Raw genomic sequence first — 13,988 nt, 5'->3', positions numbered from 1 at the left:
GTATAAAAAGAACGCCCCTGTTGTGCAAACAGGGGCGTTACTTGTGGGGAAGTTAAGGTTTACAGCTCGAACGCTGGCAGCTTTTTATCCAGCAATACGTGCTTCAGCGTCACATACTTCGGCATACCGTTTTCGTATGGCGGATAATCTTCGCCTTCGATCAACGGTTGCAGGTATTCGCGGCAAGCGTCGGTAATGCCGTAGCCATCTGCGCTGATATAATCCAGCGGCATCATTTTTTCGACGTTGGCAATGTCTTTCAACTCGCCTGAACCAATGTGCCATGTGTACGGATTGTTGGAATCACGGATAACTGCTGGCATGACAGAGTTTTTGCCTTCCAACGCCAATTCAACTGCTGCTTTGCCCAGTGCATACGCCTGCTCAACGTCAGACTTGGACGACAAGTGACGCGCCGCACGTTGCAGGTAATCCGCAACCGCCCAGTGGAATTTATACCCCAGCGCGTCTTTGATCATATTGGCAACAACCGGAGCAGCACCGCCCAATTGCGCATGACCGAACGAGTCACGAGTCCCCTGCTCTGCCAGGAACGTACCGTCAGGGTAATGGCAACCTTCGGACACCACGATACTGCAATAGCCATACTGTTTAACTTTCGCATCGACTGTCGCGAGGAATTTTTCCTGATTGAACTCAACTTCAGGGAACAGGATAACAACCGGAATATCGTTGTTAGCATCGGCTGCCAAACCACCTGCTGCGGCAATCCAGCCTGCGTGACGACCCATGACTTCCAGCACGAAAATCTTGGTGGAAGTGGCACACATGGAAGCCACGTCGTAGCTGGCTTCACGGGTGGAAACCGCGATGTATTTCGCTACGGAACCAAAACCGGGGCAGTTGTCGGTCACAGGCAAATCGTTATCCACGGTCTTAGGAACGTGGATAGCTTGAATCGGGAAGCCCATCGCATCCGCCAGTTGGGAAACTTTCAGGCACGTATCGGCAGAGTCACCGCCGCCATTGTAGAAGAAGTAGCCAATGTTATGCGCTTTGAACACATCGATCAGACGATCGTATTCACGCTTATTCTTTTCCAAGCTCTTCATTTTGTAGCGGCAAGAACCGAATGCACCGGATGGGGTGTGGCGCAAGGCTGCAACATCTGCATCGGAAACCTTGCTGGTATCAATCAGGTTTTCCAGCAATGCGCCGATAATGCCATTTTGACCGGCGTAGACAGTACCGATCTTGTCGCTGTGTTGGCGAGCGGTTTCAATCACGCCGCAGGCTGAAGCGTTGATAACGGCGGTAACACCACCGGACTGTGCGTAAAAAGCATTCTTAACGGTCATAACACAAACTCCTCTATGCAATCTCTCAAACTAACGTGTGGATTCTTCAAGCTGTGGGAAAATTCTTATTGCGCTCGCTCTCGTGGTCTGCCTGCAAACGCAGCAGGAAGAGAACGCAGTCGCCTAAATCGGTGTATTCTTCAATGCCGGTGTTGAATTGTTCTTTGGCAGAGTAGAAAAATTGGGAGCGGTAGCGGTTCTCGCCGGTCTTGGCGACGAGGAAAGTACAGCCATCGTGTTCCCAATACAGTGCGGGGCATTCGGTGACTTCGCGGTCGGCTTTGGAGAGGCGCAGTTCGACATCGACCTCTTCCGCCACGATGCCGCCGTTGCGCCAACGTTCATTAATGCTTTGCTGAATAATGGATTTTTCGAGGGCGGTCAGATCAGGAACTGCCATAACATGCTGCCTCTGTTGTTAGTGAATGGTTGTACTGCCAAAATCGGTCGGTGCGCCGGATTCAATCCCGTGCAATAACTCATCCTTGCTGGCATCACGGATCGCGATAACTTTGACATGGAAGGTCATGGTTTGCCCAGAAAATGGGTGATTGCCATCCAAAGTCACGGATTCTTCAGTAACACTGGTCACGCGGAAGGTTTTAATTTCGCCATTTTCGGCTTGAAATTGTGCTTCCGCACCGATTTTGCGGTAAGGCGGTGGCACATGCTCAATATCTTGCACCAAAATCAGGTCAGCATCAGCTTCGCCCCATGCGCCATCAACGGCTGGAACATCAACAGACACTTCATCACCCACGCGGCAACCGACCAAGGCTTTTTCCACCACGTCATACAAACGGTTATGGCGCATGAACACCATGCTCAAGGGTAAATCCACTTGCTCCATAATCTCACCATGGCGGTCAGCGATGCGGTAAGTGAACTGGACTACCTTGCCAGCAGCCACTTTTTCGGGAGATGCAGTCATTGTTGCTCCTGATATTTTACGTTTAGTGACACAAGACGTAGAGACGCAAAATCTTGCGTCTCTACCCCCCAACACTAGCGATTTAACCCAATGCCGCGAAAATATTGTCGCGAATCGAGTCAACCGAACCCACGCCTTCGATACGGATATAACGCGGTGCTTTGGCTTCGCCAGAAGTCGCCCACGCCGAGTAATAACCGATCAACGGCGCAGTTTGCGCATGATAAATTTCCAGACGCTTCAATACGGTTTCTTCCGCATCGTCAGCGCGTTGGATTAAGTCTTCGCCGGTTTCGTCGTCTTTGCCTTCAACTTTTGGTGGATTGAATACAACGTGGTAAGTACGGCCTGATGCAACGTGAACACGACGACCGCTCATGCGACGCACGATTTCAGCATCTTCAACCGCGATTTCAACGACCGCATCAATATCAACACCTTGGGTTTTCAGGGATTCGGCTTGCGCCAAAGTACGTGGGAAACCGTCGAATAAGAAACCATTGGCACAATCGGCTTCAGCCGTGCGCTCTTTGACCAGACCGAGGATGATTTCGTCAGAAACCAGACCGCCTGCATCCATGACTTTTTTGGCAGCGATGCCCATTTCAGTGCCTGCTTTAACCGCAGCACGCAGCATGTCGCCAGTGGAAATTTGAGGGATATTGTATTTTTCTTTGATGAAATTGGCTTGAGTGCCTTTGCCCGCGCCGGGGCCGCCTAACAGGATAACTTTCATGTGGTGAACTCCTCCAGAATTACTACCGTAGATAAAAATCAGGGCATCATGAGATGCCCTGATTTGGCCTAAACCCGATAGTAAGGTTTAGAGCTGTAGTCAAGCAACCCCTTCTTAGTGGGCAGCAGGCTTAAACAGCTTAGACTTATCAACCAAGTCCTTGTGAGCGCGTTTGAACACAGTCCAAGTTTTGGTTTCTTTGTCGTAAACAGAGTTTACGAAGCAATGCCAGTTTTCTTCGTCTACCAGGTTGTAGTCCATACGGTAGTAGAAACCAGGGTAACGGCTTTCCTTACGGAATTGGATGTGCTTCATGTGCGCTTCCGCCGTCAGGATACGGTGATAGTTTTCCCATGCGCGGAGCAATTCGTGCAGGTCTTTTGCACGCATTTTCATCGCATCTTCTTTCAACATACCCAGTTTTTCTTCCGCTACTGCCAACATGTGACCGTTGGTAGTGTAGTAAGTCGCAACACCTGCAACATACTCGTCCATGATTTTCTGGAGACGGAACTGCAACATACGTGGAGTGATGTAGTGTGGGTTTACATCAATCGCAGTGGTGTAGTCTTTGTGTTCCAAGAAAGTACGAACTGGGCGGTAGATTTCTTCAACCAGTGTTTCAACCGGTGTATCCAGTGTAGGAACCCAGTCTTTGTTGTCCATGACGAACTTAACCATAGACTGTGCACACATACGGCCTTCAGTGTGTGAACCAGAAGAGAACTTGTGGCCAGAAGCACCAACACCATCACCCGCTGTGAACAGACCACGTACAGTAGTCATGGAGCGGTAGCCCCAGTTCCAGCCTTGTGGCAGGTGAGCAGGGATCAGAGCTGCGTCTGGATGTTCTTCAGTAGTCGGTGCACCAACGTCATCTGGACCAGAAGCCCAGATACCGCAGCAGCCTGAGTGTGAACCCAGCAGGTACGGTTCGGTAGGCATCAGTTCGGAGTTTTTCTTTTCTGGTTCGATGTTTTCACCAACCCAGATACCGCACTGACCGATACACATGTCAAGGAAGTCTTCCCACGCTTCTGCTTCCAAGTGCTTTACTTCACGAGGAGACAGTGTTTCACGCAGTTTTGCCAAAGCGGTAACGGTATCCATATAGATTGGACCGCGACCTTCTTTCATTTCCTTGAGCATCAAGTGGTTACGCAAGCAAGATGCTGGAACCGCTGCTTGACCATACGGAGGATAGTCGTTCAGCAATTCTTTGTTCTTGGTCATGTAGACTTCGCCATAGGCGTTAGTCGCTTGAGCTTTGAACAACAGGAACCATGCGCCAACCGGACCGTAGCCGTCTTTGAAACGTGCTGGAACGAAACGGTTTTCCATCATGGTCAGTTCTGCACCGGCTTCAGCAGCCATGGTGTAGGTGGAACCTGCGTTCCATACTGGATACCATGCACGACCTTGGCCTTCACCAACGGAACGTGGACGGAAGATGTTTACGCAACCACCAGCTACCAGCAGGCAAGCCTTGAATTTGTAAACGTATACTTTGTCTTCACGAGTAGAGAAGCCAACAGCACCCGCAACGCGGTTTTTGTCGTTAGCATCATTGACCAGCTTAACGATGAACACACGTTCCTGAATGTTGTCAGAACCCAGTGCTTTCTTAGCAGCTTCAGCAACGATCCACTTGTAGGATTCGCCGTTGATCATGATCTGCCATTTACCGGAACGAACTGGATCGCCGCCGTCTTTCAACAGCTTGCCGCCTTCTTTCGGCCAAGTAGCACCGTCAAAACGTTCGCCGTTTACAGTTTTCCAGATTGGGAGACCCCATTCTTCAAACAAATGTACGGAATCGTCAACGTTACGGCCTAAGTCGTAAGCCAAGTCGTCACGGGTGATACCCATCAGGTCGTTGGAGACCATGCGAGCGTAGTCCGCTGGGTCTTGGTTTGGACCGATGTAAGTGTTGATTGCAGACAAACCTTGTGCAACTGCGCCGGAACGATCCATTGCTGCTTTGTCAACCAACTTAACGGTGATGTCAACGCCAGCGTCTTTCGCTGCGCCGATCCACGGCATGATTTCATACGCCGCGCCACACGCAGCCATACCGCCACCGATGATCAGGATGTCCACTTCTTCTTGGACAACTTCTGGATTACCAAATGTACCTGCCATTTGTGTTTCCTCAATGCTTAAATGTTAATAACGAAGCGTAATTACTTGCAGATCAGTTCAGCCGGGTTGCCAGCGCGGTAGCCGCCCATGACATCACGAGTCAACAGTGCTTTACCCAAGTTAGCCAGATCAGCTTTAGGCTTGCCGCCGTAGCAATCAATGGAACCTTCTGGGGTAGTGCGGATCGGGAATTTGAAACGCTTCATTACGCCGTTACGGAATTTGATAGACCACATGATGGAGTCTTGACCGCGCAAAGGCTGTACAGAACCACCGAGTGGTACAACGTCAGCATAGTGACGTGCTTCGATTGCGTTAGAAGGGCAGATTTTAACGCAGGAATAGCATTCCCAGCATTGATCCGGCTCTTGGTTATACGCTTTCATCGCGTGACCTGTGGCAGAACCATCAACGTCCAGCTTCATCAGGTTGTGCGGGCAGATGTACATGCAAGCGGTGCGATCGCCGCCCTTGCAGCCATCACATTTGTCAGTACGTACAAACGTAGGCATTGTGTAACTCCTTCAAATTAATTGTATTGCTACATACGGTCACAGAACTCAACCAGTGAAGCCTGTGCCCTTTCCTCAAAGCTCAGACTGCACCAGAGATACTTTTTCTGGGCGGCTATATTGCCGAATGCCCAGAGATTTTCATTTCGACTTATCTTAGTCGTTTTCACTTTGATAATAATCGATCAGGATCTGAGCCACTTCAGGACGAGAAAACTCCTTCGGTGGTGCAATGCCCTGACCAAGCATTTCACGAACTTTGGTACCAGAAAGAAGTACAAAATCTTCCTTCTTGTGATCCGGTGCTTCGCACATCATCACAACCTTATCCAACTTCTTGGAGTAAGCCGTGTGGTCTGCACGGAAAATTTCGATCTTAAGCGCATCCTTAGGCACTTCCTTATCGAAGATTTCCTGAGCATCAAATGCACCGTAATGATCACCAACACCCGCATGGTCACGACCAATAATGAAATGCGTCGCACCCATGTTTTGGCGGAACACGGCATGTAATACCGCTTCTTTAGGCCCTGCATACAACATGTCGAAACCGTAACCGGTTACCATCGCGCTGTTTGGCGGGAAGTACAGTTCTACCATTTTGCGGATTGCAGCATCACGTACTGGAGCAGGGATGTCGCCTTTCTTCAGCTTACCCAACAGCATATGGATGACCAAGCCATCACAGCCGAGACGATCCATCGCCATGTGGCACAGTTCTTCGTGTGCTAAGTGCATCGGATTACGGGTCTGGAAGGCAACGACCTTGTTCCAGCCACGCTCGGTAATTTCATTGCGGATTTCAACAGCAGTACGGAAAGTATCCGGGAATTCGCTCTGGAAGTAGGAGAAGTTCAGTACCTTGATCGCCCCTGACAGGCAAACTTTGCCTTGGGAATTGAACGTATCCGCGCCGATATGCGCTTCACCTTCAGCAGGACGATAAATCTGCTGGGTCATGGTAGCCATTTCTTCGTCAGTGAATGCTTCAACAGCTTCCACATCCATCACCGCCAAAACCGGATTACCGCTAACATTAGGGTCTCTCAGCGCGATACGATCGCCTGCTTTGATACTACCAGCATCTTCAACCAGATTGAGAACGGGTGTCGGCCAGAACAGACCCGAAGTGGTATGCATATTGTTAGCGACTGACAATGCATCAGCCTTATTCATGTAACCAGTAAGCGGATTGAAGTAACCACCAGCAAGCATGACAGCATTCGCAGCAGTGGCAGAGCTAACGACAATGGATGGTAATCCTTCAGCTTCTTGCTGTAACACTTCTCGCTCAGCAGCATCTGATACGTATAGTGGATTGAGTTCGTCGGAACCGTGTGGTGCTACTAACTTAGACATGGATCTGCGCATTCCTGATAGGCTAATTTTTTTACAAAATCGCACCGCCAATAACAAAAATCTATTATATATATAAATTTTCCATTGGTAGTGTTCGCGGAATTTTGAAACACGCATACTTTATACGCTTTTAGTGCGTAAGCCTATGAGTTTGTTCTTGTTGGTGCATAAGTTTTTTTTATCAAAAGCCATGCTATCTCATTAATTTTCAAGAAGATAATTATATTATAATTTACTAATCCTTAATGCTTGGATTAGTTGACTTTATTCATATACTATTCCAATCTACTGAATATTAACGATGTTTTACTTTATCCAAACGCTGCAACCAAACATCCAATCCTTGTGCATTCAATTCCGAATCAACAGCCAGTAACTCCCGGCTATCCCTTTCGGACAGGTTACAACCATGAGCTGCTATCTCTTCAAGCCAGTACTGCATGATTTGCTCACGTAACTGGGCTACACGATCTTGCGGAGTACCACGCAATGCCAGTGCTATCTCACTTAACTTACTGATACTTTTACGTAAAGTTTCCATTAGCAGTGGTACATCAGTGACTCGACCGTAATGGGTTAACAGCATCGCAGCGGGTTGCAGGGCTTGCAGCTTATCCAAACTTACCAACCATTCATCGGGTGAAAATGCCACGGGAGTAGTCGGTGCAAACATCCATACACCCTTTGCCGTATCAAATTCACGGTAAGAAATCCCGAAGGTATCGCCAGTGAAACAATAAGCACTGCGTTCATCCCAGATGCAGCCGTGGTGATTTGCGTGACCGGGAGTATCGTAAAACGTCAGGATGCGTCCGTTCAGATCCACGGTATGACCGTCTTGTGCCAATGTTACCCGCGCTTCAGGAATTGGAATCAATTTGCCGTAATCTTTAGCAAAACCTTCCTCACCGTAAACGGCAGTTGCTCCGGCTTGTAACCGCGACGGATCAATCATGTGCGGCGCACCTTTGGGGTGCACGATTAATTGCGCCTGCGGACAACGCGCCATCAACTCGCCTGCGCCCCCTGCGTGATCAAGGTGAACGTGAGTCGGAATCACATAACGCACATGCTCAACGCCCAAACCCAAATCGGCTAACACTGCGATTAACAGTGGAATCGTGTGGTAAGTCCCCGTATCCACAAACGCTACCGCATCACCTTCGCGCACCAGATAACACGCCGCCATGTGCGGGCGGTACAAATCGGTGTCAATGCAGTAAATCCCATTGCCTAAATCTTGATAGCGTGCCGTCATGTTATGCCTCCGTTGGTGTGTTATCGCAACGCAGCATTCTACCTGAAAACGGAGGTTTGTTGTCTTCAGCACGACAACTCTGGGTATAATTCAGCAAACCACTGTTATCTCGTTTCAATTTCAATAAGGAGACACTCCTATGGCTCGCACCCCGTCAACCATGCTGGAACTTGGCACACAAGCTCCCGACTTCGCCCTGCTCGAACCCGCCAGCGGCAATGTCGTGGCACGCGAAGATTTCTCCGGAAAACCGTTACTGGTTGCTTTTATCTGCAACCACTGCCCTTACGTGATTTTAATTCGTGAAGCTTTCGCGCAACTCGCCCGTGAATATCAGGAACGCGGCGTGGCGATTGTGGCGATTAATGCCAATGATGTTGAAAATTACCCGGATGACAGTCCTGAGAAAATGGTGGAAGAAGTACAGCAGCACGGTTACACCTTTCCCTATCTTTTTGATGAAACCCAAGCAGTAGCAAAAGCCTACCAAGCCGCCTGCACCCCAGATTTATACCTGTTTGATGCGGATCACAAGTTGTTTTACCGGGGGCAATTTGATGATGCTCGCCCCAGCAATGGGGTAACGGCAAGCGGAAGTGATTTGCGTCATGCTTTGGATCGGCTGTTAGACAATATGTACCCGCCCGATGAGCAAAAAGCCTCGCTGGGTTGCAATATCAAATGGAAAGTGGGCAACGAACCGGATTATTACGGTCACTAAGATGCGTTACAGCCCTTCACCCGCGACGGATGAAGGGCGTAAAAACAAAACAGATTTACTCGACCGCGCCACCGGGGACTAATTTCCAGATGTCGCGGTTGTATTCCAGCATGGTGCGGTCAGTGGAGAAAAAGCCACTCGATGCGGTGTTGAGAATACTCATGCGCGTCCAGTGGGTTTGATCCTGCCAAGCTTGCGATACCCGTTCCTGCGCATCCACATAACTGCGGAAGTCAGCCAAAGTCATCCACGGATCGTGCGGACTCAACAACCCATCCAGCACCATATCGAAAATGCCCGGTTCGCACGGGTTAAAGTGACCACTGCGCAACCAGTCAATCACCCCGCGTAAATCCTCATCCTGTTCCACATAAGTCCAAGGGCGGTAATCGTGGCGCAGTGCATCCACCTCGTCAGCACGCAACCCAAACAGGAAGAAATTCTCTTCACCCGCTGCTTCCAGAATTTCGATATTCGCACCGTCATACGTGCCAATAGTCAACGCACCGTTCATCATGAACTTCATATTGCCCGTGCCGGATGCTTCTTTCCCAGCAGTGGAAATTTGTTCTGACAAATTCGCTGCCGGAGCAATGATTTCCATGCTCGACACCCGGTAGTTAGGCAGGAAAGCCACTTTCAACTTGCCATCGACTTCCGGGTCATTGTTCACCATGTCCGCAACGCTATTAATCAGCTTGATAATGCGTTTTGCGATCACGTAACCCGGTGCGGCTTTGCCCCCAATCAGGACGCAACGGTTTGCCCAATTTTCCACACGCCCCAGCTTAATCCGACGGTACAAGTGGATAACGTGCAATAAATTCAGCAACTGGCGTTTGTATTCGTGGATGCGCTTCACCTGCACATCGAACAGTGCGGACGGGTCAAATTCAACCCCGCACTCTTGCAACACCAGTTTCGCCAAACGCTGTTTATTGGCAAATTTAACCGCTTGCCAGTCCGCAAAAAAGTCATCATTGGATTTGGTAGTGAGGCTTTTCAAACGTTGCAATTCGCTCAGGTCTGCAATCCAGCCGTTACCAATTTTGCTGCTGATCAACGCCGTCATGCCGGGGTTGGCGTGCGCTACCCAGCGGCGCGGAGTCACGCCATTAGTTTTATTGTTGAATTTATCCGGCCATAACTCGTAAAAATCGTGGAACAAACCATCCACCAGCAACTGCGAATGCAACGCTGCCACACCATTGATCGAGAAACTGCCCACAATCGCCAACCAAGCCATACGCACTTGCTTAACGTTACCCTCTTCGATGATCGACATGCGGCGTTGACGTTCGGTATCGCCCGGCCATTTCATCGACACTTCGCGCAGGAATCGCGCATTGATTTCGTAGATAATTTCGAGGATACGCGGCAACAACTTTTCAAACAGGTGTAGCGGCCAACGCTCTAAGGCTTCTGGCAATAACGTGTGGTTGGTGTACGCCATGCATTTCGTGGTAATCGCCCAAGCCTCGTCCCAACCCATGCCTTTTTTATCGACTAAAATACGCATCAATTCCGCAACCGCAACGGTCGGGTGCGTGTCGTTCATCTGGAACACATTGTCGGCAGCAAACAGGCTGTAATCGCTGTTACCCTGACGTTCCCACAAGCGCACCGCATCTTTGATACTGGCAGAGGCGAGGAAATACTGTTGGCGCAAGCGTAATTCTTTACCGTTTTCGCTGCTATCGTTAGGGTAAAGCACCATCGAAATGTGTTCGGCGTGATTTTTCGCCTCCACCGCTTCGGAATAACTGCCCGCGTTAAATTCATCCAGATTGAATTCATCTGTCGCCGTGGCTTTCCACAAACGCAGCGTATTGACGGTATTATTTTGATAACCGGAAATCGGCATATCAAACGGAATCGCTAACACGTCATCTTTGCTATTCCAACGCACCCTGCGCGTGCCATTTGCATCAATATAGTGCTCGGTATACCCACCGAATTGCACCCGCTGCGTATATTCAGCGCGTTCAACTTCCCACGGATGCCCATCGCGCAACCAATGATCAGGGTCTTCCACCTGATAGCCTTGCTCAATGCGCTGGCGGAACATACCGTATTCGTAACGAATCCCGTAGCCAATCACCGGCAAACGCAAACTCGCACAACTGTCCATGAAACACGCCGCTAACCGCCCCAGACCGCCATTGCCCAAGCCCGCATCCGGCTCTTCCGAAACCACTTCTTCTAAATCGGCGCAATAGTTGAGTAATGCCTGTTGAGTCGCATCCCCTACGCCCATGTTTAATAAGTTATTACTGAGGGAACGCCCAATCAAAAATTCCAGCGACATGTAATACGCACGGCGTTTCCCCGGCTGTAAATAATCGCCCCACGTCGCCCGCCAATCCACGGTTAAACGATCCCGCAGGGTATACGCCAACGCCTGATACAAATAAACCGGCGGACACCCCTGAAAACGCCCTAAGTGATAAGACAAATAACGCTGAAAATCGCTGCCTAACGATTCCGCATCATTGGGCAAAGGGTCAAGCGGAACCGGCACATAAGGCACGTGCGTTGAAAACTGTGATGTCATAGGAATTCCTCGTTGTCGTTAGCGGTCTGCACGATAAAGATGCAAATACTGTGCCGCGCTTTTTTCCCAGCCAAACGCCTGCTGCATTCCGGTGGCTTGCACCGCTTCCCACTGTGCGGGATTGGCAAAACACGCCAAAGCGCGTTGAATCGCCTGCAACAAACCCTTGGTACTCAGCTCATGAAACACGAAACCATTAGCGGTTCCCGCCTTCAGGGCTTCCGGGGTTGCGTCAATCACCGTATCGGCTAAACCACCGGTATGAAATACCACGGGCGGCGTACCGTAACGCAAACTGTACATTTGATTTAACCCGCACGGTTCAAACCGCGAAGGCATTAAAAACACGTCTGAACCGGCTTCCAGCAGATGCGCCAGCGATTCATCGTAACCAATGAAAACGAACACACGTTCCGGGTATCGCGCCGCGAGTTCGCGCAAACGTTGCTCAAAATAACCGTGTCCCGCACCAATCAGCACCAAACGCGCCTCGGTCGTTTCCAGCAAGGTCGGAATGGCATTCACCACCAAATCCACCCCTTTTTGCTCCACCAGACGGCTCACCATGCCCAGTAACGGGTGTTGCAAATGCGCACCGGGATTATCCACCCCAAAACGTTTCAGCAACTCGCGTTTATTGCGGCTCTTGCCCGGTTCAACTTGTCCGGCGAAATACCAAGCGGCAAGATGCGGATCACTCGCAGGATTCCACGCAACCGTATCAATCCCATTGAGAATACCGTGTAATTTATAACGACGTGATTGCAGCAAGCCGTCCATGCCGTAACCAAACGCCGGGGTACAAATTTCCTGCGCGTAAGTCGGGCTAACCGTCGTCACTGCATCTGAATACACAACGCCTGCTTTGAGCATGGAAAAGCCGCCGTAAAACTCCACCCCTTCCGCCGACCACCAATGGTGTGGCAATTGCAGCGCGGCGAAATCCGCTTGGGAAAAATGCCCGCCGTAAGCCAGATTATGAATGGTAAACACCCGTTGCGGGCGTTGCGGCAAATGATCCAAAAACGCAGGCACTAAACCGGTTTGCCAATCGTGCGCATGAACCACCTCTGGCAACCAACCAACGCCCTGTGCATCTTCCGCCAAGGCAGCAGCAACCCGCGCAAACACGGTGAAACGCTCGGCATTATCGCCCCAATCGTAACCTTCCGGCTGCAAATACGGGTTGCCGGGGCGGTCAAACAATGCCGGACAATCCACTAACCACAACGGAAACGGAAAATCCGGGTGCTCTGCTTCCACCACGCGTACACTATGCTGACGGTTTGCACCTTGCACATCCAGCCAACCCAAAATGCGAATTGTCCCCAACTTCCGCAACACATCGCGGTAAGCAGGTAACAATAAACGCACATCCACCCCTTGCGCCTGCAATGCACACGGCAAGCTGTAGGCCACATCCCCCAATCCCCCGGTTTTCACCAAAGGAAACACCTCACTGGCAACAAACAACAGTTTCATGGCATTGATCTCTACAATCTCATTGAAAATACAGTTTTAGAGAAGAAATTAATTAGTGGCTCTGTCATGTGTTATTTCGCATCTGTAACTGGTGAAATAACGCTTCTGCTTTAGGGATATTCTCAGTATATCCACCACTGTTACTTTTCTTAATAAAGCCCAACAAAATAGCGTGTTTAGCATCACTCATCGCCTTGAACAAGATGCGAATTGCTCCACCGGAATAAGCACTAAAGCGTATTTCACGGATACCATCACTATTGATGAGTGAATCAAATAAAGGTTTTGCTCCCTGAAACTGGCGTTCGCAAGCCAACTTAAACTTATCAAACACTCGCCGTTTATTTTCAGCAGCAAGCTCTTGATACCAACTAACGAACTCAACTGTCATCACCGCTTGAGTACACACAGCTTTAATATCATCCTGTGAAAACTGCTGAAATAATTGCTGCCCATGTGTCTGAGTGGCAATATGGTGTAAAGCCAGTTGCTCATCAATATAACGCCCATCATCCGCTATCCGTGCAATTGTCACTTGGTGACTAGCCCATTGTGGCGATGTGTTGATGCTCAGCAAAATAGCATCGAGGAAATAAGCTAAGGAGAAGGTGTCCGCGTATCTAGGTATAGGATGATTCGGCATATAAAACGAATAACTGGCTATATCGTCTAGTGTTTCTGTGTCTAAATAATCTAAAGCAGGACTTTTATCCTCTAACTGAGTTAGAAAGTTATGAAGATCCCGCTCTCCTCGTGCCATTAAAAGGTTCAAGAAATCATCGTAAGTGAAGGATTCCGCCAAAGAAAAATCATGCAAATTATCATTAGAAAGCGTATCCAAATACAGAAGGTAACGATCACCATTCTGGTATAAAGCTAAAACACCCTGCCAAGAATCTTCAAATAATTGGTAAGCCTGCTCAGCAGAAGCAGCGGGGAAGCTGTTTGGATTCAAGCACAAACTAATATCCACG

12 protein-coding genes are annotated in these 13,988 nt (G+C 49.5%); 1 reads left to right on the top strand and 11 read right to left on the bottom strand.

Annotated features, from left to right (window positions below; all coding sequences use genetic code 11):
* Nucleotides 1-59: 59 nt before the first annotated feature.
* The 8 genes from J9260_RS16750 to J9260_RS16715 form a co-directional block, all read right to left on the bottom strand.
* A complete protein-coding gene (locus J9260_RS16750; RefSeq protein ID WP_210218851.1) occupies nucleotides 60-1,319 on the bottom strand; it encodes a 6-phosphofructokinase in 1,260 nt (419 codons plus the stop codon).
* Nucleotides 1,320-1,365: 46 nt separating this feature from the next.
* Complete coding sequence (locus tag J9260_RS16745; RefSeq protein WP_210218850.1) at nucleotides 1,366-1,719, bottom strand: hypothetical protein; 354 nt, start codon at nucleotides 1,717-1,719, stop codon at nucleotides 1,366-1,368.
* 18 nt (nucleotides 1,720-1,737) lie between these two features.
* Nucleotides 1,738-2,250, bottom strand: coding sequence for an FKBP-type peptidyl-prolyl cis-trans isomerase (locus J9260_RS16740; RefSeq protein ID WP_210218849.1), 513 nt, complete (start codon nucleotides 2,248-2,250; stop codon nucleotides 1,738-1,740).
* 82 nt (nucleotides 2,251-2,332) lie between these two features.
* A complete protein-coding gene (adk, locus tag J9260_RS16735; protein WP_210218848.1) occupies nucleotides 2,333-2,986 on the bottom strand; it encodes an adenylate kinase in 654 nt (217 codons plus the stop codon).
* Nucleotides 2,987-3,100: 114 nt separating this feature from the next.
* The gene (gene aprA, locus J9260_RS16730) at nucleotides 3,101-5,128 is read right to left on the bottom strand and encodes an adenylyl-sulfate reductase subunit alpha (protein ID WP_210218847.1); all 2,028 of its coding nucleotides are present in this window, start codon (nucleotides 5,126-5,128) and stop codon (nucleotides 3,101-3,103) included.
* Between the two features lie 41 nt (nucleotides 5,129-5,169).
* Nucleotides 5,170-5,640, bottom strand: coding sequence for an adenylyl-sulfate reductase subunit beta (aprB, locus tag J9260_RS16725; RefSeq protein WP_202715578.1), 471 nt, complete (start codon nucleotides 5,638-5,640; stop codon nucleotides 5,170-5,172).
* Nucleotides 5,641-5,796: 156 nt separating this feature from the next.
* Entirely contained in the window at nucleotides 5,797-6,999 is a 1,203-nt protein-coding gene (sat, locus tag J9260_RS16720) for a sulfate adenylyltransferase (RefSeq protein WP_210218846.1), read from the bottom strand.
* 295 nt (nucleotides 7,000-7,294) lie between these two features.
* Nucleotides 7,295-8,257 (bottom strand): MBL fold metallo-hydrolase, encoded by a 963-nt coding sequence (locus J9260_RS16715; RefSeq protein WP_210218845.1) that lies wholly within the window; start codon nucleotides 8,255-8,257, stop codon nucleotides 7,295-7,297.
* A 139-nt stretch (nucleotides 8,258-8,396) separates the two neighbouring features.
* On the opposite strand from J9260_RS16715, the gene J9260_RS16710 reads away from it, so the two are divergent.
* Entirely contained in the window at nucleotides 8,397-8,978 is a 582-nt protein-coding gene (locus tag J9260_RS16710) for a thioredoxin family protein (protein WP_210218844.1), read from the top strand.
* 55 nt (nucleotides 8,979-9,033) lie between these two features.
* On the opposite strand, the gene J9260_RS16705 is transcribed toward J9260_RS16710, so the two are convergent.
* From J9260_RS16705 to J9260_RS16695, 3 genes are all read right to left on the bottom strand, one after another.
* Nucleotides 9,034-11,532: a glycogen/starch/alpha-glucan phosphorylase gene (locus J9260_RS16705; protein WP_210218843.1), complete on the bottom strand. Its 2,499-nt coding sequence runs from the start codon at nucleotides 11,530-11,532 to the stop codon at nucleotides 9,034-9,036.
* Nucleotides 11,533-11,550: 18 nt separating this feature from the next.
* On the bottom strand, nucleotides 11,551-13,014 hold the full coding sequence (glgA, locus tag J9260_RS16700) for a glycogen synthase GlgA (protein WP_210218842.1): 1,464 nt from the start codon (nucleotides 13,012-13,014) through the stop codon (nucleotides 11,551-11,553).
* A gap of 64 nt (nucleotides 13,015-13,078) precedes the next feature.
* Nucleotides 13,079-13,987: a type II toxin-antitoxin system RelE/ParE family toxin gene (locus J9260_RS16695; RefSeq protein WP_210218841.1), complete on the bottom strand. Its 909-nt coding sequence runs from the start codon at nucleotides 13,985-13,987 to the stop codon at nucleotides 13,079-13,081.
* Nucleotide 13,988 lies beyond the last annotated feature (1 nt).

The organism is Thiothrix unzii (genome assembly GCF_017901175.1).
In the GTDB taxonomy this organism is placed as follows: Bacteria; Pseudomonadota; Gammaproteobacteria; order Thiotrichales; family Thiotrichaceae; genus Thiothrix; species Thiothrix unzii.
The sequence above is the reverse complement of the archived record's forward strand: the minus strand, read 5'-3'. Positions and strand labels throughout refer to the sequence as shown.